Below are 23271 nucleotides of genomic sequence, written 5' to 3'. Positions count from 1 at the left end.
CGGAGGTCCCCCGTGACCCAGCCCGCCGAGCCGACCGACCGCACCGACCGCACCGGCGGCGCCGGCCCCGCCGACGCCACCGGACGGGCCGGGGCCGCCTCACACGGCGGGTCCGTACACCGCCCCGCCGAATTCCCGGGCGGCCGCGAACTGTTCCGGCTCTCCGGCGAGGTCTCCCACCTCAACCACGGATCGTTCGGCGCGGTGCCCGTCCCCGTCCAGGAAGCACAGGCCGCCCTGCGCGCCGAGGTGCACGCCGACCCCGACGCCTTCTTCATCGGCGTCTCCGGCCGGCTCGTCGAGGCCCGGTCCCGGATCGCCGCCCGGCTCGGCGCCGATCCGGACGGGCTCGCCTTCGTGTCCAACGCCACCGAGGCCGCCAACGTGGCCCTCGACGCGGTGGAGTTCGCCGCCGGCGACGAGATCCTGGTCACCGACCACGGCTACGGCACCGCCGTCGCGGCCGCCGCCCGGCGCGCCCCGCTCACCACCGTGGCCCTGGGCACCGACCTCCCCGACGAGGACGCCGTACGGGAAGCCGTGCTGGCCGGGGTCACCCCGCGGACCCGGGTCGCCGTGCTCGACCACATCAGCTCGGCCACCGCCCGGCTCATCGCCTCGCCCCGGCTGCTCGCCGAACTCGCCGAGCGGGGCGTCATCACCATCGTGGACGGCGCCCACGCGCCCGGCATGATCCCGGACCCGCTGGGCGGGGGCGCCGACTTCTGGTTCGGCAACCTCCACAAATGGGCCTACGCCCCGTCCGGGACGGCGATCCTGTCCGTCGCCCCGCGGCACCGCGACCGGATCCGCCCGCCGGTGCGCTCCTGGGAGGACCACCACGGCTACCCGCGCTCCGTGGAGAACCGCGCCACCTTCGACTACACCGGCTGGCTCGCCGCCCCCGAGGGGCTCGACCTGCTGGAGGAGCTCGACGCGGCCAAGGTGCGGGCCCACAACAGCGCGATGGCCGCCTACGGCGCGGCCCTGCTCGCCGGGATCCGGGGAATCGTCCCGCTCCCGCACACCCAGGGCCTCGCCCTGCGCACGCTCCGCCTGCCGCCGGGGGTGGCCGAATCCCCGGCGGCCTCCGCCGAACTGCGCGAGCGGATCGCGGCCGAGCAGCGGATCCGGGTGCTCATCTGGCCCTGGCCGGGCGGCGGCGGCATCCGGGTGAGCGGGCAGATCTACAACCGGGCCGAGGAGTACGAGCGGCTCGCCGAGGTCCTGCCCGCCTACCTGCGCTGAGGCCTGCCCGCGAGGCCCACCCGCGCCGAGGCGTGCGGCCTCAGTCGCGCCGGAGCAGGTACGTGTCCATGATCCAGCCCTTGCGGGCACGGGCCTCGGTACGCAGCTCCTCGATCCGGCCGGCGACCTCCGCCAGCTTCCCCGAGACCAGGATCTCGTCGGGCGTGCCGACGTACGCGCCCCAGTAGATGTACAGGTCCTGGTCGAGGTGGGCGGTGAAGGCGTGCCGGGCGTCCAGCATCACCACCACGTCGTCCACACCCTCCGGCCAGCCCTCCGCGAGCCGGCGCCCGGTGGTGATCTGGACCGGGCGGCCCACCCGGTTCAGGGTGGTGCGGTGGCGGGCCAGCAGCGAGGAGATGCTGCTGATGCCCGGCACCACCTCGTGCTCGAAGGCGACCCGGCCCTTCTCCAGCACCTCGTCGAGGATCGCGAGCGTGGAGTCGTAGAGCGAGGGATCGCCCCACACCAGGAACGCGCCCGTCTCGCCCTCCGCGAGGTCCTCGGCGATGAACCGCTCGAAGAGCTCGGCCCGCGCGCTGCGCCAGCCGTCCACCGTCGGGGTGTAGTCGGAGGGGGTCCGGTCCCGGTCGGGATCGCGGCCCTCCACCAGCCGGTGTCCCGGGCGGGCGTGCGCGTCGAGCATCGCGCGCCGCAGCCCGGTCAGATCCGCCTTCTCCTCGCCCTTCTCCAGGATGAGGAATGCGTCCGCCGCGCCGATCGCCCTGACCGCCTGGAGGGTCAGATGGTCCGGGTCGCCCGCGCCTATGCCGATCACTGAGAACTTCTTCACCGGGCTATTGTGCCCATCATGCGCGCCGCCCTGTTCGTCACCTGCGTCAACGACGCGCTCTACCCGCGCACCGGCATCGCCGTGGTCCGCCTCCTGGAGCGGCTCGGGGTCACCGTGGACTTCCCCGCCGCGCAGAGCTGCTGCGGGCAGCCGCAGTACAACACCGGCTACCGGCGCGAGGCCGAACCACTGGTCCGGCGTACCGCCGAGGCCTTCGCCGGGTACCCGTACGTGGTCACCCCGTCCGGTTCCTGCGCCGCCATGGTCCGCGCCCACTACCCCCGGATCGGGCGCGCGGCCGAGGCCGAGGGCCGGGGGCCCGCCCTGGCCGCGCTGGCCGAGGACCTCGTACCGCGCGTGTACGAGCTCACGGAGTTCCTGGTCGACGTCCTCGGGGTGACGGACGTCGGCGCGTACTTCCCGCACACCGTCACCTACCACCCGTCCTGCCACGGCCTGCGGGGCCTCGGGCTGGGGGACCGGCCCCGGCGGCTGCTGGCCGCCGTACGCGGTCTGGAGCTGCGCGAACTGCCCGGCGCCGAGGAGTGCTGCGGCTTCGGCGGGACCTTCGCCGTCAAGAACCCCGACGTATCGGCCGTGATGGGCACCGACAAGACCGCCCACGCGCTGTCCACCGGCGCCGAGGTGCTGTGCGGGGCCGACAACTCCTGCCTCGCCCACCTCGACGGCATCCTGCGCCGCCGGGCCGCCCCGCTGCGGGCCCTGCACCTCGCCGAGATCCTGGCCGCGACGGAGGAGGAACCACTCGTATGACGGGCACGTACCTCGGCATGCCGGCCTTCCCCGACGCGGCCCGCGAAGCCGTACGGGACGAGGTGCTGCGGGCCAACCTCCGCCACGCCACGCACACGATCCGCGACAAGCGGGCCCGGGCCGTCGCCGAACTGGAGGACTGGGACCGGCTGCGCGCGGCCGGCAAGGCGGTCAAGGACCACACCCTGGCGCACCTCGACCGCTACCTGCTCCAGCTGGAGGCCGCCGTCACCGCCGCGGGCGGCACCGTCCACTGGGCGGCCGACGCCGACGAGGCCAACCGCATCGTGACGGACCTGGTCCGGGCCACCGGGGAGCGGGAAGTCGTCAAGGTCAAGTCCATGGCCACCCAGGAGATCGGCCTCAACGAGGCCCTGGAGGCGGCCGGGATCGCCGCGTACGAGACCGACCTCGCCGAGCTCATCGTCCAGCTCGGCCACGACCGGCCCTCCCACATCCTGGTCCCGGCCATCCACCGCAACCGCGGCGAGATCCGCGAGATCTTCGCCGCGGAGATGGGCGGTTGGGGCCGTCCGGCCCCCGAGGGACTGGGCGACGACCCGCGCGAGCTCGCCGAAGCCGCCCGGCTGCACCTGCGCGAGAAGTTCCTGCGGGCCAAAGTCGCCTTGTCCGGAGCCAACTTCATGGTGGCCGAGACCGGCACCCTGGTCGTCTTCGAGTCCGAGGGCAACGGCCGGATGTGCCTGACCCTGCCCGAGACCCTGATCTCGGTGGTCGGCATCGAGAAGGTGATCCCGACCTTCCGCGACCTGGAGATCTTCCTCCAGACCCTGCCCCGCTCCTCGACGGCCGAGCGGATGAACCCGTACACGACCATGTGGACCGGGCTGGGTCCGTCGAACGCGGCGGACGGCGACGGCCCCTCCGCCTTCCACCTCGTCCTGCTCGACAACGGCCGCACCGACACCCTCGCCGACGAGGTGGGCCGCCAGGCCCTGCGCTGCATCCGCTGCTCGGCCTGCCTCAACGTCTGCCCGGTGTACGAGCGCGCCGGCGGCCACGCCTACGGCTCCGTCTACCCCGGCCCGATCGGCGCCATCCTCAGCCCCCAGCTCCGGGGCACCGGGAGCGAGATCGACGCCACCCTGCCCTACGCCTCCACCCTGTGCGGGGCCTGCTACGAGGTCTGCCCGGTCGCCATCGACATCCCCGAAGTCCTGCTCCACCTGCGCGAACGGGTGGTCCAGGGCGGCCCGGTGACCCGCGAGGGCATCCGGGTCCGCATCCGCCCCGCCCACGGCCACACCGCCGAACGGGCCGCGATGCGGGCCGCCCGGCTCCTCCTCGACCGCCCGGGGGCGCTGCGCGCGGGAGAGCGGCTGCTGGCCCGCGCCCGCCGGCTGCGACCGGGCCGGCTGCCGGGGCCGGGGCGGGCCTGGACGGACAGCAGGGAGCTGCCGGAGCTCCCGGAGCGCTCGTTCCGCGACTGGTGGGCGGCGCGCGAGAAGGAGGCACGCCCATGAGCGCCAGGGAGCAGATCCTGGCCCGCATCCGCCGGGCCCTGCCGGAGCCGCGCCCGGACACCGGGATCCCCCGGGACTACCTCGAGGTCCACGGCGTCCGCACCCCGGCCGAGAACGTGGACCTGCTCGCCGCGAACCTCGCGGAGTACCGGGCGAAGGTCCACCGGGTCGACGAGGACGGCATTGCCATGCTGCTGGTGCGGCTCCTCGCCGAGCGGGGCTCCGAGTCGGTCCTGGTACCGCCCGGGCTGCCTCCGCACTGGATGGCGGCCGTCGACGCGACCCGGATCCACGACCGCGCGGCCTCCACCCCGTACCAACTGGACGCCGTGGACAGCGTGGTGACCGGCTGCGCCCTGGCGATCGCCGAGACCGGCACGATCGTCCTCGACGGCGGACCCGGGCAGGGACGGCGCCGGATCACCCTGATCCCGGACCACCACGTCTGCGTGGTCCGCGTCCCCGGCCAGGTGGTGGACTCCGTCCCCCGCGCACTACCGCTGCTGGACCCCACCCGCCCACTGACCTGGATCTCGGGCCCCTCCGCCACCAGCGACATCGAGCTGGACCGGGTGGAGGGGGTGCACGGCCCCCGCATCCTGGACGTGGTCCTCCTCGGCGCACAATGAGGGCATGTCCTCCCACCTCGCCCTCACCGCCCTCGTGGTCCACGACTACGACGAGGCCATCGACTTCTACACCCGCGCGCTCGGCTTCGACCTCGCCGAGGACACCCCGCGCCCGGACGGCTCCCGCTGGGTCGTGGTGCGCCCGCCGGGCGCCAAGGAATCGGCACTGCTGCTGGCCCGCGCCAAGGACGAGGCCCAGCGCTCCCGCGTGGGCGACCAGACGGGCGGCCGCGTCGGCTTCTTCCTCTACACGGACGACTTCGCCGCCGACCACGCCCGGATGACCGCGGAGGGCGTCCGCTTCCTGGAGGAGCCGCGGCACGAGCCGTACGGCTCGGTCGCCGTCTTCCAGGACCTCTACGGCAACCGCTGGGACCTCCTCCAGCCGGCGTAGCCCCGGCCGGGCGCCGGACGGCGACAACCTGGGGAGTCCGCTGCGCCGCCCCGCGCTCAGGCTGGGCCGGGGCCGCCCGTGAGGTGCGGGGCCTCGGCCGCCGCGTCTACGGCCGCGCCGGCCTCCACCCGAGCCGCCAGCTCCTGGGCCCACCGGACCAGTCCCGGGATGTCCATGCCGTACGGGGGCCCGGCCTCGGGGGCGGCCCCGGCTGCTGCGACCGGCCCGGCCAGGGCAAGGGCTCCGCGGCGCAGCAGCCGGGCCCCGCCGACCGCGTTGCCGCGCGCGGAGTGCGTCAGGCCGACCGCCAGCTGCGCCAGCGCCCGCCACAGCGGCGCCTCGGCCCCGGGCCCGGACTTCCAGGCGTCCTCGAACACCTCGTGCGCGTGGAAGGGCATCCCGGCGTCCAGCAGGAGCTGCGCCTGCGCCACCGTCTCCCCGGGCGTGCGCACCACTCCCTCGGGCTGCCGCTCCACCCCCTGCGCCCCGTAGGGCAGCGGCCGGCCCAGCCCGTCCCTGGGCCGTGCGCTGCGCGCCCGCCCCTCGTCGTCCCGATCCCGTGTGTTCACCCTTCCATCCTCGCTTCATCCCCTTCTCGCCGATAACCGGTGCATGGACACCCCCCGGTGTGGGGTAATGTTCTGCATGTGCCGCCGAGACGGGGGAAACCCCAGATCAGACGCACATCGGGACGTGGCGCAGCTTGGTAGCGCACTTGACTGGGGGTCAAGGGGTCGCAGGTTCAAATCCTGTCGTCCCGACTTCGCTTCGTGCGAGTCGGAGGTCGTCTTCTCAGAAATGGGAAGGCGGCCTTTCGTGTGTTCGGGGCCGTGTGCTCCCGAGCGGAACCCGGGGAGCCCTCACTCCGGGTCCCTGAGCCGGGGGCGCAGGCGTGCGGCCAGTACGGCCACGTCGTCCTCGGCGTGTTGGGCGTCCAGGCCGGCGCAGACCGCGTCCACCACCTCCGTCAGGCTCGTACGGGAGCCCAGGCGCAGGGCGGCGAGCCGGGCGAGGGAGGTGTCGATGTCCTCGCTGCGCCGTTCCACCAGGCCGTCCGTGTAGAGGAGCAGGGTCTGGTCGGGGGTGAGCGGCCGGGCGAGGGCCTCGTAGCCGCCGAGGCCGGTGCCCAGCGGTGGGCCGACCGGTACGTCCAGGAGTTCGCCCGTGCCGTCGCCGGTGAAGAGGGCGGGCGGCAGGTGCCCCGCGCTGGAGTAGAGGGCCATGCCCCGGGCCGGATCGATGCGCACGAGCAGGCAGGTCGCGGGCCTGCGGGTGTCGTCCGACGCGGACATGGAGTCGAGCTGGCGCAGTACCCGGTGCGGGGCGAGATCGGTGGAGGCGACCTCGCGCAGCACGGAGCGGTACGCGTTCATGTCGACCGCGGCCTCCAGGCCGTGCCCCATCACGTCCCCGACGGCGAGGAGGGTGCGGCCGAAGTGCAGGCGGATCGTCTCGAACCAGTCGCCGCCGACCAGGGCGCGGTCCCCGACGGGCAGGTAGCGGCTGGCGATCTCCAGGTTGGGGTGGGGCCGGCCGGGTTCCGCGACCAGGGCGCGCTGCAGGTCCAGCGCGGTCTTCTCGGTCGCCGCGAGGCGCCGGGCGTGACCGAGGTGGATGGCGGCCAGGCGCGCCGCGAAGTGCAGGGTCGCCAGCTCGTGGTCCCCGTACTCCGCCCGCGTGCGGACGGTCAGGAGCCTGCCGTACAGCTCGCCCCGGGCGGTCACGGGTACCGAGGCGGCGTAGGTTCGGGCGGCCCCGGAGCCCGTGGCCCAGGTCTCCAGGTGATGGTCGCGGTCCAGGGCCCGGACCAGCGGGGCGCTTTCGACGGCGGAACCTTCCAGGAGGTCCGTCGCACCGGCCGCCGCCACGCGTTCGACGCGGGCGCCGGGGCGGATCAGGTCCACGGCCGCGGTGTCGGACAGGGTGCGGAGCAGGAACGCGGCCAGCTCCCGGCAGGTCTGCCGCTCGTCGGGGGAGGTGCCGATCTGCTCCAGGGCCTCCTCCATGGAGCGCAGCCGCGCCTCCGGTGCGCCCGGTCCGCGCTGTTCCGACACGTGCCTCCTCCGCCCGCCACCCGCCGCCCTCTGCCGTAGAGGGCATTTCATCAGCCCGCCGGGCTCGCGGCGGTCAACCGGGCGGGTGGTGCCGGACGGGTCGTCGAGTTCGGCCGATCGCCGCCACAGGGCGAAGTGCCCGCGGGGCCGCCTGGGGAGGCGGCCCCGCGGGCACTGCGCGGGACGGGTGCCGTCAGGAGGAGTGCTCTGTCAGGATCGCCGGGTCGGACAGGCCCGCCCGGCCGGTCTCCACCGTGCCCGCGAAGCGGCGCAGGAAGCCCGGAGTGCCGGCCGCGGTGACCGTCACGTCGTACCAGCGGCGGGTGTTCTTCAGAGAGACCGTGTGCCGGACGGTGGCGCCCTTGGCGACCTTGAGGCGCTTGGGGCCGCCGCCGTAGGCGTTGGTGAGGGTCAGGGTGGCGGTGGTGGCGCCCGCGTTGGTGAGGGTGAGGTCCAGGTTCCCCGTCGCGGCGTCGTGGCGGGCGGTGACCTCGGGGCCGGGGGTGGTGCCGGGGTTGCGGAAGCCGCGCAGGAAGCCGTTGGGGCCGTGCACGGTCAGATCGGTGGACCCGGCCGAATAGGCGGTGTTCCAGGTGTCCGCGATCGACTTGCCGGCCTCGGTGGTGTAGGTCCAGGGGGCGTCGGTGCGGTTGCCGGAGGTGACGTAGAACTGCGCGCCCAGCTCCGGGCCACCGCTGAACGTCAGCCGGAACCTGCCGTCGGAGACGAGCGCGGCGCCGTCCACGTACGGGGCGTACTTGAGCGCGCGCGTGCGGCGCAGACCCTTCTCCTGGCGCGGCATGACCCCCTGGGCCGGCGGGGTGGCCCGGAAGTCGGGGTGGCGCTCGCGGTCCGGTGGGAACCAGCCGTCGGTGTCGGGCAGCGGGGCCGGGGAGGTGTCCTTGCGGCCGAAGTCGAAGGCGGAGGTGAGGTCGCCGCAGACGGCACGGCGCCAGGGCGAGATGTTGGGCTCGTGGACGCCGAAGCGCTGCTCCATGAAGCGGATGACCGAGGTGTGGTCGAAGGTCTCGGAGCAGGCGTAGCCGCCGGTGCTCCAGGGGGAGACGACGAGCATCGGCACGCGCGGGCCCAGGCCGTAGGGTCCGGCCACGTAACCGGCCTTGCCGGGGAACACGTCCAGGGCGGTGGGCGTGGTCGACAGGCCCTGCGCCGCACTGGCGGGGGCGTACGGCGGGACGATGTGGTCGAAGAAGCCGTCGTTCTCGTCGTAGGTGATGAAGAGGGCCGTCTTCGCCCACACGTCGGGGTCGGCGGTGAGGGCGTCCAGGACCTGGGAGATGTACCAGGCGCCGTATTTGGAGGGCCAGTTGGAGTGCTCGCTGAAGGCTTCGGGTGCGGCTATCCAGGAGATCTGCGGGAGGTTGCCGCCCACGACGTCCGCGCGCAGCTTGTCGAAGTAGCCCTCGCCCGCCGCGGCGTCGGTGCCCGTACGGGCCTTCTCGTACAGGGCGCTGCCGGGCTGGGCGCCCCGGTAGTTGTTGAAGTACAGCAGCGAGTTGTCGCCGTAGTTGCCGCGGTACGCGTCGTCGATCCAGCCCCAGGAGCTGGCGGCGTCGAGGCCGTCGCCGATGTCCTGGTAGACCTTCCAGGAGACTCCGGCCGCCTCCAGGCGCTCCGGGTAGGTGGTCCAGCCGTACCCGGCTTCGGCGTTGTTGAGGACCGGGCCGCCGCCTTTGCCGTCGTTGCCGGTGTGGCCCGACCAGAGGTAGTAGCGGTTGGGGTCGGTGGAGCCGATGAACGAGCAGTGGTAGGCGTCGCAGATGGTGAAGGCGTCCGCGAGGGCGTAGTGGAACGGGATGTCGTCGCGCGTCAGGTGCGCCATGGTGGTCGGCGTCTTGGCGGGCACCCAGTTGTCGTACTTACCCTTGTTGAAGGCGCTCTGTCCGCCCGCCCAGTCGTGGTTGAGACCTTGGAGGAACTCCATGCCGAGGTCCTCGGACGGCGGCCGGAAGGGGAGCGTCTCCTTCGTGCCGTCGGACTGGTGGAAGACGGACTTGCCGCTGGGCAGGGTCACCGGGCGCGGGTCGCCGAAGCCGCGGACACCGCGCATCGCGCCGAAGTAGTGGTCGAAGGAACGGTTCTCCTGCATGAGCACCACGATGTGCTCGACGTCCGCGATGGAGCCGGTGGTCCCCTGCGCGGGGATCGCGGCGGCACGGGCGATGCTCTCGCCCAGCATCGTCAGGGCCGTGGTTCCGCCCGCGAGCTGCAGGAAACGCCGACGATTCAGTTCTGCCATGGCGCGAACGACCTCCGTGGTTGAGGGGTGGCTGAGTACCCCAGCACAGCGCGTCCGGGGGCCCGGTAAGGGAGCCTGACGTGACGCCGGTGCGTACACCAGGCGAACGGCGGTCGGTTCGGCGCGCAGGTCGGCCGGTTCTGGGCTATCGCGAGAAGGGCGTCGCAGGCATGTCATCACCCCGGGCGGGGGCTGGTGCTGACGGGATCGTGGCGCGCGCGTCAGCCCGCGCGGATCCTGGCCCGTTATGCTCCCAGCATGACATTGCCCATTACAGAAGGCGGAGTTGGCTCCCTCTTACGTGAGTGGCGCCGACGAAGGAAGATCAGTCAGCATGAGCTCGCCCTTCAGGTCGAGACCTCGGCACGTCATCTCAGTTTCGTCGAAACCGGGCGGTCCCGGCCCAGCCGGTCACTGCTCCACAGGCTGGCGGACGGCCTGGAGATCCCGCTCCGGCAGCGCAACACCCTGCTGGTGTCGGCCGGATACTCCCCGCTCTACCAGGAGACCCCCCTCGAGGCCCCAAGGCTGAAGGTGGTGCGGGAAGCGGTCGACCGGCTGATCACCGCCCACGCCCCCTACCCGGCACTCGCCGTCGACGCCGACGAGGACATCGTCGCGATGAACCTCGGCGCCGAACTGCTGCTGGCGGAAGTCTCGCCCGACCTGCTCGTCCCTCCGGTCAACGTCATGCGGGTCTGCCTGCACCCCGAGGGGCTGGCCCGTCAGGTCGTGAACGTCGAGGAGTGGCGCAGCCATCTGCTCGGGCGGCTCTACCGCCAGTCGGTGTACTCGGGGCGGGAGAGCCTGCGCGAGCTGTACGAGGAGGTGACGAGATACGGCCGGCGCACGGCGAAGGACTGCCAGGAGCTCTCGGACACCATCGTCGCGTCGATCCGGATCCGCGCGCTCGGCACGGAGCTGAAGCTCTTCAGCACGATCACCACCTTCGGTGCGGCCACCGACATCACGGTGGCCGAACTGTCCCTGGAGACGATGCACCCGGCGGACGCGCACACGGCCGCCGCCTTCCGGGCGGCCGCGGAGCGTCAGCCGGACAGGAAGGACAGGATGTCCTTGTTGAGCCGGTCGGCGTGAGTGGCGAACAGGCCGTGGGCCGCGCCCTCGTAGCGGATGAACGAGCTGTTCGCTATGAGGCCCGCGGTCCGCGCTCCGCACAGCTCGACCGGCGCCGCCAGGTCGGCCTCCCCGTGGATGACGAGGGTGGGAACGGCGACCTCGGCGGTCTCCGTGCGCTGGTCGGTGGTGAACAGGGTCCGGTAGATCTCCTGCGTGGCCCGCGGTGAGCTGTCCAGGGCCAGGTCCGCCATCCAGCGGGCCAGTTCGGGAGAGACGGGGAGGTCCTCGGGGGCGGCCCCGGGGCCCGTGCCGGGTCCCGCGCCGGGTCCTGCGAAGAACGGCGCCGCCAGACCGGCCGCCCAGCGCGGCCGGTCGGCGTCGATCGTCGCCGCCATCGCGTCGAGCGCGGCCACGTCGACGCCGTCCGGGTTGTCGTCCGTCCGCATGATGAACGGCGTGGTCGGGCTGATCAGTACGAGCCTGTCGATGCGGTCCGCACCGTACCGGGAGAGGTGGCGCACCGCCTCCCCGGCGCCCACGCCGCAGCCCACCAGGGCCACTTCGCGCAGGTCCAGAGCGTCCAGCACCGCGGCCAGATCACCGGCCAGGGTGTCGTAGTCGTACCCGGACCACGGCCAGTCGGAGCGGCCGCAGCCCCGCCGGTCGTAGCTGACGCAGCGCAGGCCCCGCTCGGCCAGGTACGAGGCCTGGAACTCCCACACCCGTGAGCTCATCACCCCGGTGCCCAGCAGGACGACCGGGCGACCCGAACCCCAGTCGGTGACGTACAGGTTCGTGCCGTCTTCCGTGGTGACGTACGGCATGGAGATCGGCCCCTTCGTTCATGACTCGTTCGTGCCGGCTAGTGGACGCGGTGCACGGGGCGCCCGGCCCGGTGGGGTGCCCGGTGTCTCAGTCCGCGTCGGCGGCGGCCGGAATCATGCGGATCATGAAGGCCGCGGCGCAACAGAAGACGACGAGCGGGATCAGCGAGAGGGTGAAGGCGTGCGGGTAGTCGGCCGCCACGGCGGCTCCGCCGAGTGCGGGGAAGAACACCGTGCCGGCGACGGCCACGCCGATCGCGGCGCCGCCCTCCTGCGCCGTGTTGACCGCTCCGGAGGAGGAGGCCGCGTGCTCGGGGGCGGAACCGGACAGCACCAGCCCGGTGAGCGGACCGGTGGTCATCCCCATGCCCATGCCCGCGATCAGCAGGGAGGGGACGAGCCACAGGATGCTGCCGTCGGTGCCGTTCAGGGTCACCGCGACACCCGTCAGCACGTATCCGGCGGCGAGGGTCAGCGGCCCCGAGACCACCAGGCTCCGCCCCAGCCGGCCGGCCAGTCGGCCGGACATCAGCGAGGAGCCGAAGTAGCCCGCGCCCAGGGCGAGGAAGAGCAGTCCGGACTCCAGCGGGGACAGTCCACGGCCCTGCTGGAGATAGAGCGCGAGGAGGAAGAAGAAGGAGCCCATCGCGAGGAAGTAGGTGACGGTGGCGGCGAGCCCGACGGAGAAGACGCGGCTGCGGAAGAGCGCGAGCGAGATCAGCGGGCCGCGTCCCTCCCTTTCGCGCTTGCGCAGGTGGGAGACGGCCGCGACGGACAGGACGACCGCCAGGAGCAGGGACACCCAGCTCCACGCGGGCCAGCCCTGTTCGCGTCCCTCGACGAGGGCGGTCACCAGCAGGGCCAGAGCGGCGGTCACCAGGACCGCGCCGGGCAGGTCGAGGCGGGTGCCGTCGGCGTTGCGCGACTCGGGGACCGTACGGAAGACGAACAGGAACGCCACCAGGCTGACCGGCACGTTGATCAGGAAGATGCTCCGCCAGTCGAGGCCGCCGATGTCGACGGTGATCAGTACGCCGCCGATCACCTGCCCGAAGACCCCGGCGAGGCCGACCACCATGCCGTAGACGTTGAAGGCGGCGGCGCGGCTCGGGCCGGTGTAGACCGTGCCGATGATGCCGAGGACCTGGGGCACCATCAGTGAGGCCGCGGCGCCCTGGACCACCCGGGCCACGACGAGCAGGTCGGCGTTGGGCGCCAGGCCGCAGGCCGCGGAGGCGACCGCGAAGAGCAGGAGGCCGAGGGCGAACATCCGCCGGCGGCCGAAGAGGTCCCCGATCCGGCCACCCGTGATCAGACCGGCCGTGAAGGCCACGCCGTATCCGACGATGACCAGCTGCGCCTGTGCGGCACTGGCCTCGAGGTCACTCTGGATGGCGGGGATGGCCACGTTGGCGATGAAGTAGTCGAGGACGGTCATGAAGGTGCCCACCATGACGACGACCAATGCGCCCCAGGACGGTCCGTCGCCGCCTGCTGTTTTGCCACCGCTCCTGGTGTCGGTGCGAGGAGTTGCTTCTGACGTCATCCCAGGACTCCAGTTCGGCTTGCTCATCCGGAATTTACAACCGGGCAAACAGCTTCTGCCTCTCCTGCAGTTCCGTCAATTACGTCGGAGGTAATGAAGAGATCAGGCCAAAACGCGGCACCGCCTTTGGGTGTGTTCCCGTCGCGGTATTGCCACTGGCCTCTCGCTGTAGGGGTACTCCGTCGAAGCGCAGGCCGAAGGGCGTACATGCGTACGGTCGATCAGGCGTGGAGATGGTGACGAATCGGTCGAAAATGCTGCGGATTTGATCATTCCATTGGCGGAGAAGCATCGGCCGGTTGTAAATGCCCCGCCTCGGCGCGGACGTTCCATGGCAATCTTGAAATCGAGTGCGAATCCCCCAACTGTATGGCGCAACCATCTGTGACACGGGCCACCCTCCCCACGGGTTGCTGGCCCGCCGAGGATATGCCAACGCAGAGCACGCGTAAGGAGAATCGAACCGGTGATGTTCCGAATACTCGGCGCGGTCGGTTATCAGCTGGACGGTCAATTCCACAGCATTCCAGGGGCAAGACAGCGGACGCTTCTCGCGGCCCTGTTGGTGAGCGGTGGCCGGCCGGTGCCCGCCGAGCAGCTCTACACGGAGCTGTGGGGGGAAAGTCCGCCGCCGACGGCGAACAACTCTCTGCAGGCCCACATCTACCGGCTGCGCGGGACGCTCCAGAAGATGGCGGGATCGACCGCCCCACCCGCCCACCTGGCCACAAGGGCCTCCGGGTACACCCTGGAGGTCGCGGCCGATCACCTCGACATGAACGTCTTCCGCGGACGGATCGCGGAATCCCGTCGGGTCGTCGCCGACGATCCCCGGCGGGCCTACGGATTACTGGAAGAGGCGCTGGGGCTGTGGCGCGGCTCGCCCCTCCAGGACGTGCCCGCCGGGCCGATGTGCCAGAGCGTGGCCCTCCAGCTCGACGAGGAATACATGACGGCGCTGGAGGACAAGCTCTGGCTCGGAATCGGATGCGAGGACCCGTTCCACGTCATAGGGGAACTCAAGCGGATGAGTACCGTCCACCCGTGGCGGGAGCGGATCACCGAGATGCTGATGCTGGCCCTCTACCGCTGCGGACGGCAGGCGGAGGCGGTCGAGGCGTACAACAAGGCGCGCAGCCGGCTGGTGGAGGAACTGGGCATGGAGCCGTCGGTCCAGCTCCGGCAGCGCTTCAGGAACATCCTCAACCAGGACCCGTCGCTGCGTCAGCCCTTCCCGGTCTCCTGACCGGCATCGTGAGCGGCGACGGACGGGTGTAGTCCACGGCCGCTCACGGTGCCGTACCGCCGTCGGGCAGCACGCGGCGGAACCCGGCGTACGGCACGAGCGCGGCCGGGAGCTCCACCGAACCGTCCTCGCGCAACCCCTGCTCCAGCAGCGCCGCGACCGTACGGCCGATCGGCAGGGCCGAGCCGTTGAGGGTGGCGGCGGGCGTCTTGACGCCGTCGCGCGTGCGCACGCGGATCCCGGCCCGGCGCGCCTGGAAGGTGCCGCAGTCGGAGACCGAGGAGATCTCCCGGTAGGCGTCCGAGCCCGGCAGCCACACCTCCATGTCGTAGGTCATGCGCGCGGAGAACCCGAGGTCGCCGGCGGGCAGCAGCACGACCCGGTAGGAGAGCTCCAGCCTCCGCAGGCATTCCTCGGCGTGCCCGAGCAGGACCTCCAGCTCGGCACGGGAGTCCTCCGGGCGGCAGATCCTGACCAGCTCCACCTTCTCGAACTGGTGCAGCCGCAGGATCCCCCGGGTGTCACGGCCGTACGAGCCCGCCTCGGCGCGGAAGCAGGGGGTGCGGGCCGTGACGGCGAGCGGCAGTCCCGCCGCGTCGAGCGTCTGCCGGGCGAAGAGGTTGGTCAGCGGCACCTCGCCGGTCGGAATGAGCATCAGCTCCCGGCCCCCGACCGAGGTGGCGAAGAGATCGTCCTCGAACTTCGGCAGTTGCCCCGTGCCCGTCATGGTCTCCCGGCTGACCAGATAGGGCACCGAGTACTCCGTGTATCCCTGGCTCCGCGTGTGCAGGTCCAGGAAGAAGTCGGCCAGCGCCCGTTCCAGCCGGGCTCCGGCGCCGCGGGCGACGCTGAACCGGGCCCCCGACAGCCGGCCGGCCGCGGCGGCGTCCAGGATCCCCAGGGCCTCGCCGATCCCGGCGTGATGGCGCTGCGGATCGGCCGGCACGGGCGGCGGCCCGCCCCGGCGCACCTCCACCGCGTCGTCCCCGGTGGCTCCGTCCGGCACGTCGTCGTACGGCACGTTGGGGACGGTGAGCAGCAGGTCGCGCAGTTCGCGTCCGGCCGCCGAGAGCGCCTCCTCGGCCTGCCGGACCGCGCCGCGCAGTTCCCTGGCCGCGTCGCGCGCGGCATCGGACGGTCCGCCGGAGGAGCGGGCGGACCGGGAGGCCCGGTTCAGCTCGGCCCGCAGCCGGGTCACCCGGTCGGCGGCCCGGGTACGGCGCTGCTGCGCCTCCCGGAGCGGCGCGACCCGCAACTCGTAGCCGCGGCGGGTGAGCGCCGCCGTCGTCGGCCCGTCCCGCTCGATCAGTTCTCGTACGTCGTGCACGGGAGTCCCCTGTCGTCGGGTCAGGCGGCGGCGATGGCCAGGACCGCGTTCTGGCCACCGAATCCGAAGGAATTGCTCAGGGCCAGGTCGATGCGCGCACCGGTGGCCGAGGTGGCCACCTCGAGGTCGAGCCGCGGATCGAGTTCCCCCAGCGAGGCCGTGGGCGGAACCACCGACCTCTCCACGCTGAGTACGCCCAGCGCCGCCTCCACCGCTCCGGCGGCCCCCAGCAGATGGCCCGTCACCCCCTTCGTGGAGGTGACGAGCGGGCGACCCGCGAACACCCGGGCGAGCATCTGCCCCTCCATCAGGTCGTTCAACGGAGTCGACGTACCGTGTGCGTTGACGTGCGCGACGTCACCGGGGGCGGCGCCCGCATCGGCGAGCGCGGCCCGTACGGCGGCCTCGACGGCGCGGCCCCGCGGGTCCGGGCTGGTCATGTGGTGGGCGTCCGCGCTGGCTCCGTAGCCCGCGATGCGCGCCCGGATCCGGGCGCCGCGGGCACGGGCGTCGGCCGCCCGCTCGAGGACCAGGACCCCCGCTCCCTCACCGGCGACGAACCCGTCCCGCCCGGCGTCGAAGGGGCGCGACGCGGTCGCCGGGTCGTCCTCGCGCCGCGACAGGGCCCCCATGCTCGCGAAGCCGGCCATGACCAAAGGCGTGATCATGGCCTCGCTGCCGCCCGCCAGCACGATGTCGCACCGGTCCATCGCCAGCAGGTCGCGGGCCGTACCGATCGCGGTGGCACCCGAGGCGCAGGCGGTGGCCACCACCAGGTTGGGGCCGCGGGCACCGAACTCGATGGCGGCCTGCCCCGCCAGCATGTTCGGCAGCTGCATGGGCAGCAGCAGCGGGGACACCCGCCGCGGGCCCTGCTCCAGCAGCGTCCGGTGCTCCTTCTCGACGGTGCCCGGCCCGCCGTCCGCGCAGCCGAGTACGACGCCGACCCGGGCACCGTCCCAGGTCGCCGGGTCCAGTCCGGCGTCGGCCACCGCCTCCCCGGCGGCCACCAGCGCGAACTGCACGAACCGGTCGAGGCGCAGCGCCCGCCGGCCCCCGAGCAGCGCGTCCGGATCGAATCCGGGGACGCGGCACGAGAGCCGGACCGGGTGGCCGTCGAGCACGGGGTCGAGGGCCGTAGTGGCCCGCCCCGCCAGGACGGCCTCCCAGGTCGGCTCCGTCCCGACGCCGCCGGGCGTGACCAGACCCAGGCCGGTGACCGCGGTGTCGGTGGCGGGCATCAGACCGTCGACATCCGCTGCTCCACGAGCAGCGCCATGTCGCCGATGGTGTCCAGGTCCAGCAGCTCGTCGTCGCTGACGTTCACGCCGAGCTCCTTCTCCAGCAGCAGCGAGAGTTCGACCACTGCCAGTGAGTCCAGTTCGACCTCCTCCCGGGTGGCTTCGGGCGTGACCTGCCCGGCCTCCACCTTCAACTTGCTGACCAGGATTTCCTTGAGGGTCTCGAACATGTTCGGCATTGCGGTCTCCTTGAGTCGTGTCGATCCGTGGTGAGCCGGGGCGGTGTCGGTCAGGCTGCCTTGACGTCCGGCCAGACCAGGGCGGCGGCGCCCCAGGCGAGACCTCCGCCGAAGGCGGTCATGAGGAGCCGGTGGCCCCCTGAGAGGGAGCCGTCGGCCGTGCACTGGGCCAGTAGCAGGGGGATCGAGGCGGCGCCGGTGTTGCCGACCCGCTCGATGTTGGACAGGGAGCGCTCCGCCGGCACACCGAGCTCCTCGGCCACCGCCGTGAGGATGCGGCCGTTGGCCTGGTGGGCGGCGAACCGGTCGACGTCGCCGATCTCCCAGCCCGCCGACGCCAGGGCCGTGCGTGAGGCGGCGCTCATCCGCTCCACGGCGTGCCGGTACGTCTCGCGCCCCCGCATCCGGAAGTACTCCTCGCCCGGAGCGGGCGGACGGCCGGAGGACCGCTGGCGCGAGCCGCCCGCCGGGACCTCGATCAGGTCGCTCAGCCGGCCGTCGCTGCCCAGGACCAGCGGACCGACGGCCCCCGGCTCGGTGGCGTCACCGGAGCGCAGCACCACGGCTCCCGCGCCGTCGGCGAAGATGACCGCGGTCCCGCGGTCGGCCGGGTCCACGATGGTGGTGAAGGCGTCGGCGCCGATCAGCAGGACCCTGCGCGCGGTCCCCGACGCGATCAGTCCGGAGGCCGTGGCGAGGCCGTACAGGAATCCCGAGCACACGGCGGCGACGTCGAACGCCGCCGCACCGTCGAGCCCCAGCCTGGCGGCCACGTCGGGTGCGGTGGCCGGGCAGGGCCGGTCCGGCGTGGTGGTGGCGAGCACCACCGCGTCCGGGGGCTCGCCGCCCGCCGAGACCAGGGCCAGCCCACCCGCCTCGACCGCGAGGTCGGAGGTGGCGGTGCCGGGCGCGATCACGTGCCGGGCCGCGATGCCCGTCCGGCTGCGGATCCACTCGTCGGTGGTGTCCAGACGGCTGGTCAGGTCCTGGTTGGTGACCACACCGGGCGGTACGTACCCGCCGATGCCGCAGATCACCGCGGCCGGTGCGCCCGCTGTCATGCCGACCGCCCCGGACCGCCGGTCAGCACGTCGACGGGCAGTTCCATGTAGGCCATGCGCGTCTCGGCCATCTCGTCGGTCCAGCGCTCCGCCATGGCGTAGCGCTGCTCGGCTGTGGTGTCGAGCATCCGTACGCCGGGCCAGATCTCGTGGTCCCCGATGAGGTCGGCGTGCTCCTCCATGCCCTCCTGGAACAGTTCCTCGCGGTGGATGACGAATTCGCGGTCGGGGATCTCGTCCCACAGCCGGACGCCCCGCCCGATGACGTCCAGCACCCGCTGCCGCTCCTCGGGGTGCTCCCGCAGTCGGTCGCGCAGGATGGTGCTCGCGACGGTCAGATGGCGGATCTCGTCGATGGCCGTCCCGCGGGAGATCTCCCCGGTGGCGGGGGAGAGGGGGGTCCACTTGCGCTCGCTGAGTTCGGCCGCGGGGGCCAGGACCCCTTCGATGACGATGGCGAACACCGCGACACCGCCGAGGAAGTCCCCCTCGTCCCGGATGACTTCGAGCGTGAACTCCTCGACCGGCCGCAGTACCCGGCGCCGGTAGTCGGCCGCCATCTCGTCGATGTCCCGCAGCAGGGTCGCGGCCGGCCTGCCGAGCTCCACCAGGTGATTGCGGAACACCCGGGAGTGCCGGGCCTCGTCGATCATCTGGGTGGCGTAGAACTCCATCTCGGGGATGCCGGGCGCGCGGGCCACGTAGTGCCCGAGCAGCCGGGTGGCGATCTCCTCGGCGACGCTGCGGAAGCCGAACTCCAGGGTCAGCGCCTCGTTCAGCGGACCCGGCCGGGTCAGCAGCTCCGGCACACCGGCGTCCTCGTGGTGTCCGGTCACCCCCCGGTCGCGCAGCGTGCCCTGGGCGACCGAGGTGATCCAGTAAGCCAGGTCGCAGTCCTCGGGCCCGAGCGTGAGCTTCATGGCGCCGTCGAGCAGGCCCGGCGCGGTGTCCCAGTCGGCCTCGGGGGCCGTGACCCGGTCCGCGCCCGCGCCGGCCGTCCGGTCGCGTGTGGTGTCGGTCATCCCGCTTCCTCCTCGATGTGGGGTCGGTGTCCGCCGCCCGGTGGGGTCCGCGGGTGCAGCGCGCCGGCGAAGAGTCCGCCCCCGTAGCTCAGCAGCGGGTCACCGGCGCCGCTGTCGACCCGGACGACGTGTCCGAGCAGCACCTCGTGGTCGCCGACGACGTGACGGGCGGAGAGCCGGCAGGCGTAGTGCGCGAGCGCGCCGTCGAGCAGGGGCGCCGCGGTGTACGGGTCGGGGTGCCAGTCGACGGCGGCGAACTGCTCGACCCCGTCCGGGCGGGCGCTGGAGGCGAACCAGCGGGCGACGGAACTCTGGGACGCCCCGAGCACGTTGACGGCGAACCGGCCTTCGGCGGAGGCCAGCCGGGACAGCACCGACCCGGCCCGCAGCGCCGCCCCGAGGAGCAGCGGGCGGTGCGAGACCCGGGTCAGGGTGCTGACCGTCGTGCCGTGCGTACGCCCCTGGTGGCGCACGGTGAGCACCGCCACCGGCGCGGCCAGCTGGTCGATCAGCAGCCGGGCGGGCGCCTTCGCCGCGGACCTCATCGGGCCGCTCCGGCCGACCGCGCGGCCACGTGGCCGACGGGGGCGGGCTCGGTGGTGTGCCCGACGGGCTTGGGGTGGGCGAGCCCGAGATCGTCCAGCAGCCGCAGGTAGCCCTTCTGCGGGACCGGTTCGAAGGGCAGCGCGAACGACTTCATGAAGTTGCCGAACAGCCCCCGGTCGCCGAAGAGGTGGAACGGCAGCACGAGCAGGGCCCATTCGGGCTTCACCAGCCAGCACCACAGCGCGGCGACCGCGCCCTGGGTGATCAGGCTGTGCATCACGTTGTAGAGCACGTAGTACGTCTTGGAGATGGGCCGGCCGCCGCTGCGCCGGAACGCGATGGCGCCGGGCAGGTAGCCGATGAGGTCGATGTAGAGGAACAGCGCGATGGCCGGCAGCCACCGGATCTCCCCGAAGTGAGCGATGATCAGCCCGGTGGACACGGCCAGCCCGACCAGATACTCGGCGCGGTGGAGGCTGAAGGTCCTGGGGGTTTCGAAGGGGTTGGCCTGGTCCATGGGTCGTCTCCTGCGGATCCTGCTGAGGGGCCCCGCCGGGGTGGCGGGCGGGAATCAGACGGTGGCCGGGAGGCCGGGGGCGGAGTCGTCGAGACCGGTGTCGCCGACCAGGTCGGTCCGGGGGAACAGCCCCGTGACGGCCCAGGCGACCGTCTCCCTGATCACGCGCTCCGCGATGGGGTCGAGGATTCCTTCCAGGCTGGGGATGCCGAAGTCGAAGTCGGCCGAGAAGCGGACCGCGACGTCATCGCCCCGCTGCTCCAGGCGCCACGTACCGGAGAAGACGTCGAAGTCCCCTTCGGTCTGCTCGAATTGGATCTCCAGCTGGTCGGGGAGGAACCGGTCCCGTTCGGTCCAGCGCAGCAGTCCGCTGCGGAAGTGGAGTTCCCAGCTGGAGCCGGCTTCCGGGTCGGGGTGGGTCGCGTGGACCGTGGTCGACTGCACGTGCGGTGCGAGCTCGGGATAACGCTCCCAGCGCAGTACGTTGTCGTAGACGTGCCGGGCCTTCTCGGAGCGCACACAGGCCTCCAGTTCGACGTGCCGCACGATCTCTTACCGCCTTCCGGGCAGGGTGGCCGACCCGCTGATCAGGGCGCGGGTGGCTTTGTCGAAGGAGTCGAGGAGCACGTCGACCTCCTGGTCGGTGAGGGTCGCGGGAGGTGTGAACCGCACCACCGAACTGCCGTTCATCGAGTGGTTCGCCACCACTCCGTGGTTGAACAGCTCGATGAGCAGCTCGCCCGCCAGGCCGGCCTCGGTGAGCTCGACACCGATGAGCAGCCCTTGACCGCGTACGTCGACGAGCAGGTCGGGAATGTTGCGGCGGGCGATCTCGGCGATGCGGGGCAGCAGTACCGCCCCGAGGTCACCGGCGCGGGAGACCAGCCGGCCGTCCCGTACGGCCTGGATCGCGCCCTGGACGGCGGCCATCAGCAGCGGCTGTCCGGAGAAGGTGGCGGTGTGGACGTAGGGGTCCTTGTCGAAGGGCCGGAACGCCTCCCGGGTCGCGACGGCGGCCGAGACCGGGACCACTCCGCCGCCGAGCGCCTTGCCCGCGAGCAGGACGTCGGGGACCACGCCCTCGATGTCGGCGCCCCACCATTCGCCGAGGCGGCCGAAGCCGGACTGCACCTCGTCGAGGATCAGGAACCCGTCGTGTTCGCGTACGAGTTCCTCGACCCGCTTGAGGTAGCCCTTGGGCGGGATGATCACGCCGCCCTCGCCCTGGAGGGGCTCCAGGATCACGCACACCTCGCCGGGGTGCGCGGCGAGTTCCGCCTCCAGGGCGTCGGCGTCCCCGTACGGGAGGTGCCGGACGTCGGGGAGGAGCGGGCGGAAGGGCCGCTGGTAGACCTCCTTCGCGGTGGCCGAGAGGGCTCCGAGGGTCTTGCCGTGGTAGCCGCCGTGCATCGAGACCGTACGCTTGCGGCCGTTGGCCCGCGCCAGCTTGAGTCCGGTCTCCACGGCCTCGGCGCCCGACAGGGCGAAGTGCACCCGGTCCAGACCCGGAGGCATCACCGAGACGAGGGCCTCGGCGGCCAGTGCGACGGTCGGTTCCAGCAGGATGCGGGTGGCGACGGGGTGGGTCCGCAGCTGCCGTTCGACCGCCTCCATGACGACGGGGTGCCGGGCGCCCATGATGAAGACCCCGTACCCGCCGGCGTTCAGGAAGCGCTCCCCGTCGCTGGTGGTGATCCACGCCCCCTCCGACGCCACCTCCATGTGGGTGCCGAAGAGCTCCGCGAGGGTGGCCCGGCCCTTGCTCAGATGGGCCCGGTACAGGTCGAGTATCCGCTGCTCGGTGTGGGTCCCGGGGACCAGGTGGGTGGTGGTCATGACAGCTCCAGGGGGTGGCCCGCGAACCAGGCCAGCAGGGGTTCGGCGGCCGCGCCGCGGCCGGGCGGGTGGAAGGCGAGCGCGCGCACGGCGGTGGCCAGCCGGGCGTGGTCGCCGGAGCGGATGAAGTCGAGGCCCCCGAGCAGTTCCACCGCCTGGTCCACGGCCTGGGCGAGGAGGTCCTGCACGGTGTACCGGGCCACCAGTACCTGGGCGACGGCCTCCTCGCCGCCGAGCCCGGCGAGGACCGCCCGGGCGGCGCCCTCCAGCAGGCCGAAGGCCGAGTCGACCCGGATGACGAGGGCGGCGCGTTCCCCGGCGGTGCCCCGCTCCCGGCTCACCACCTGCTCGGCCAGCGTGCTCGCCGCGCCGACGTAGGCGGCCGAGATCAGCAGCTCGAACCAGACGAAGGCGACCGTCTGCAGGTCGTCGAGCCTGCCGGGGTCCTCGGCGGTGGTCCGGACGACCAGTTCCTCAGGGACGAAGACGTCGGTCAGCCGGACCTCGTCGCTCTCGGCGCCGGCGAGGACGTCGTTGCCCCAGAACGGGTGCACGGACAGCCCCCGCGCGGGCAGGTTCACCATCGCCAGGGCCAGTTCGGGCGCGCCGTCCGGACCGGGCACCGCGATGCTGGCGGTCAGCAGGTCCATGGAACGGGACAGGCTGCACGGCTTCTTCGTGCCGTTGAGGAGGTAGCCGCCCTCGGTGGGGGTCGCCGACACCGCCGGAACGAGGATGTTCTGCTGGGTCCGTCCCTCGGCCCAGCCGGACGCCATCAGCCGGCGCCCGGGCGCGATGCCGGAGAGCACCTCCAGCTGGGCGGGGGTGAGCCGGCCGGGATCGACGGCGAGGGCGTACAGCGTCGCGGTGGTGAAGTGGTGCATGGCCGCCGCGGCCGCCACGGAGGGCGAGAGCGAGCCGAGGGCGCGCTGGACCCGGATGGCGTCGAGCGCGTCCGCGCCGTGGCCCCCGTACTCCCGCGGGACCAGCAGTCCGGCCCCGTCGTGGGCGCGGAACAGGTCGATCACCGGGCTGCCGGGGACCTCGCGCCGGGCGTACGGGATGTCCCCCAGGGCCTTGAGCAGGCCGGGGTGGTAGTGGTCGCAGAGCTCTCGTGCGGTGGAGAGGGAACGCATGGCAGTCCTTGGGG

General features: G+C 72.6%; 23 protein-coding genes and 1 tRNA gene. 8 read left to right on the top strand and 16 right to left on the bottom strand.

Going from position 1 to position 23271, the window contains the following annotated elements; all coding sequences use genetic code 11:
- The first annotated feature begins 12 nt into the window (after positions 1-12).
- Positions 13-1248, top strand: a complete 1236-nt coding sequence (locus tag OG435_RS39095; protein WP_266884558.1) for an aminotransferase class V-fold PLP-dependent enzyme — start codon at positions 13-15, stop codon at positions 1246-1248.
- 40 nt (positions 1249-1288) lie between these two features.
- On the opposite strand, the gene cobF is transcribed toward OG435_RS39095, so the two are convergent.
- The gene (gene cobF / locus OG435_RS39090) at positions 1289-2041 is read right to left on the bottom strand and encodes a precorrin-6A synthase (deacetylating) (protein WP_266884556.1); all 753 of its coding nucleotides are present in this window, start codon (positions 2039-2041) and stop codon (positions 1289-1291) included.
- 18 nt (positions 2042-2059) lie between these two features.
- On the opposite strand from cobF, the gene OG435_RS39085 reads away from it, so the two are divergent.
- The 4 genes from OG435_RS39085 to OG435_RS39070 are packed head-to-tail and all read left to right on the top strand — an operon-like array spanning position 2060 to position 5322.
- Positions 2060-2815 carry a (Fe-S)-binding protein gene (locus OG435_RS39085; protein WP_266884554.1) on the top strand — a complete coding sequence of 252 codons (756 nt, stop codon included), beginning with the start codon at positions 2060-2062 and terminating at the stop codon, positions 2813-2815.
- Positions 2812-4299 (top strand): lactate utilization protein B, encoded by a 1488-nt coding sequence (locus tag OG435_RS39080; protein WP_266884552.1) that lies wholly within the window; start codon positions 2812-2814, stop codon positions 4297-4299. The genes OG435_RS39085 and OG435_RS39080 overlap by 4 nt, the downstream gene beginning before the upstream one ends.
- On the top strand, positions 4296-4928 hold the full coding sequence (locus OG435_RS39075; protein ID WP_266884550.1) for a LutC/YkgG family protein: 633 nt from the start codon (positions 4296-4298) through the stop codon (positions 4926-4928). Before OG435_RS39080 ends, OG435_RS39075 begins: the two co-directional genes overlap by 4 nt.
- 4 nt (positions 4929-4932) lie before the next feature.
- Entirely contained in the window at positions 4933-5322 is a 390-nt protein-coding gene (locus OG435_RS39070; protein WP_266884548.1) for a VOC family protein, read from the top strand.
- A 56-nt stretch (positions 5323-5378) separates the two neighbouring features.
- On the opposite strand, the gene OG435_RS39065 is transcribed toward OG435_RS39070, so the two are convergent.
- On the bottom strand, positions 5379-5891 hold the full coding sequence (locus OG435_RS39065) for a DUF309 domain-containing protein (RefSeq protein ID WP_266884546.1): 513 nt from the start codon (positions 5889-5891) through the stop codon (positions 5379-5381).
- A 118-nt stretch (positions 5892-6009) separates the two neighbouring features.
- On the opposite strand from OG435_RS39065, the gene OG435_RS39060 reads away from it, so the two are divergent.
- Positions 6010-6083 (top strand) — tRNA-Pro (locus OG435_RS39060).
- 99 nt (positions 6084-6182) lie between these two features.
- On the opposite strand, the gene OG435_RS39055 is transcribed toward OG435_RS39060, so the two are convergent.
- On the bottom strand, positions 6183-7376 hold the full coding sequence (locus OG435_RS39055; protein ID WP_266884544.1) for a PP2C family protein-serine/threonine phosphatase: 1194 nt from the start codon (positions 7374-7376) through the stop codon (positions 6183-6185).
- A 193-nt stretch (positions 7377-7569) separates the two neighbouring features.
- A complete protein-coding gene (locus OG435_RS39050; protein WP_266884542.1) occupies positions 7570-9636 on the bottom strand; it encodes a phosphocholine-specific phospholipase C in 2067 nt (688 codons plus the stop codon).
- 258 nt (positions 9637-9894) lie between these two features.
- Here OG435_RS39050 and OG435_RS39045 point away from each other — a divergent pair, with 258 nt between their 5' ends.
- Positions 9895-10734, top strand: coding sequence for a helix-turn-helix domain-containing protein (locus tag OG435_RS39045; protein ID WP_266884540.1), 840 nt, complete (start codon positions 9895-9897; stop codon positions 10732-10734).
- Here OG435_RS39045 and OG435_RS39040 read toward each other — a convergent pair.
- Together OG435_RS39040 and OG435_RS39035 are read right to left on the bottom strand one after the other, a co-directional pair.
- A complete protein-coding gene (locus tag OG435_RS39040; RefSeq protein WP_266884538.1) occupies positions 10686-11540 on the bottom strand; it encodes an alpha/beta fold hydrolase in 855 nt (284 codons plus the stop codon). The two genes, OG435_RS39045 and OG435_RS39040, sit on opposite strands and share 49 nt — an antisense overlap.
- Positions 11541-11628: 88 nt before the next feature.
- The gene (locus OG435_RS39035) at positions 11629-13086 is read right to left on the bottom strand and encodes an MFS transporter (RefSeq protein ID WP_266884536.1); all 1458 of its coding nucleotides are present in this window, start codon (positions 13084-13086) and stop codon (positions 11629-11631) included.
- A gap of 469 nt (positions 13087-13555) precedes the next feature.
- Between OG435_RS39035 and OG435_RS39030 the strand changes: the two genes are divergently transcribed.
- Positions 13556-14332: an AfsR/SARP family transcriptional regulator gene (locus OG435_RS39030; RefSeq protein ID WP_266886474.1), complete on the top strand. Its 777-nt coding sequence runs from the start codon at positions 13556-13558 to the stop codon at positions 14330-14332.
- A gap of 43 nt (positions 14333-14375) precedes the next feature.
- Here OG435_RS39030 and serS read toward each other — a convergent pair whose 3' ends face one another.
- From serS to OG435_RS38980, 10 genes are read right to left on the bottom strand one after another with little or no spacing between them, the layout of a single operon-like run.
- The gene (serS, locus tag OG435_RS39025) at positions 14376-15659 is read right to left on the bottom strand and encodes a serine--tRNA ligase (RefSeq protein ID WP_266884534.1); all 1284 of its coding nucleotides are present in this window, start codon (positions 15657-15659) and stop codon (positions 14376-14378) included.
- Between the two features lie 20 nt (positions 15660-15679).
- The gene (locus OG435_RS39020) at positions 15680-16900 is read right to left on the bottom strand and encodes a beta-ketoacyl-[acyl-carrier-protein] synthase family protein (protein WP_266884532.1); all 1221 of its coding nucleotides are present in this window, start codon (positions 16898-16900) and stop codon (positions 15680-15682) included.
- Positions 16900-17139: an acyl carrier protein gene (locus tag OG435_RS39015; protein ID WP_430625818.1), complete on the bottom strand. Its 240-nt coding sequence runs from the start codon at positions 17137-17139 to the stop codon at positions 16900-16902. Before OG435_RS39015 ends, OG435_RS39020 begins: the two co-directional genes overlap by 1 nt.
- Positions 17140-17189: 50 nt before the next feature.
- Positions 17190-18200, bottom strand: coding sequence for a beta-ketoacyl-ACP synthase III (locus OG435_RS39010; RefSeq protein WP_266884530.1), 1011 nt, complete (start codon positions 18198-18200; stop codon positions 17190-17192).
- Entirely contained in the window at positions 18197-19222 is a 1026-nt protein-coding gene (locus OG435_RS39005) for a VlmB-like protein (RefSeq protein WP_266884528.1), read from the bottom strand. The genes OG435_RS39010 and OG435_RS39005 overlap by 4 nt, the downstream gene beginning before the upstream one ends.
- Positions 19219-19767, bottom strand: a complete 549-nt coding sequence (locus OG435_RS39000; protein WP_266884526.1) for a flavin reductase family protein — start codon at positions 19765-19767, stop codon at positions 19219-19221. Before OG435_RS39000 ends, OG435_RS39005 begins: the two co-directional genes overlap by 4 nt.
- Positions 19764-20285, bottom strand: a complete 522-nt coding sequence (locus tag OG435_RS38995) for a hypothetical protein (protein WP_266884524.1) — start codon at positions 20283-20285, stop codon at positions 19764-19766. The genes OG435_RS39000 and OG435_RS38995 overlap by 4 nt, the downstream gene beginning before the upstream one ends.
- Before the next feature lie 54 nt (positions 20286-20339).
- The gene (locus tag OG435_RS38990; protein ID WP_266884522.1) at positions 20340-20831 is read right to left on the bottom strand and encodes a type II toxin-antitoxin system RatA family toxin; all 492 of its coding nucleotides are present in this window, start codon (positions 20829-20831) and stop codon (positions 20340-20342) included.
- 6 nt (positions 20832-20837) lie between these two features.
- Positions 20838-22121, bottom strand: a complete 1284-nt coding sequence (locus tag OG435_RS38985) for an aspartate aminotransferase family protein (RefSeq protein ID WP_266884520.1) — start codon at positions 22119-22121, stop codon at positions 20838-20840.
- Positions 22118-23257 carry an acyl-CoA dehydrogenase family protein gene (locus OG435_RS38980; RefSeq protein ID WP_266884518.1) on the bottom strand — a complete coding sequence of 380 codons (1140 nt, stop codon included), beginning with the start codon at positions 23255-23257 and terminating at the stop codon, positions 22118-22120. Before OG435_RS38980 ends, OG435_RS38985 begins: the two co-directional genes overlap by 4 nt.
- Between the last annotated feature and the right edge of the window lie 14 nt (positions 23258-23271).

Origin of the sequence: Streptomyces sp. NBC_01264, from assembly GCF_026340675.1 — a bacterium.
In the GTDB taxonomy this organism is placed as follows: domain Bacteria; phylum Actinomycetota; class Actinomycetes; order Streptomycetales; family Streptomycetaceae; genus Streptomyces.
The sequence above is the reverse complement of the archived record's forward strand: the minus strand, read 5'-3'. Positions and strand labels throughout refer to the sequence as shown.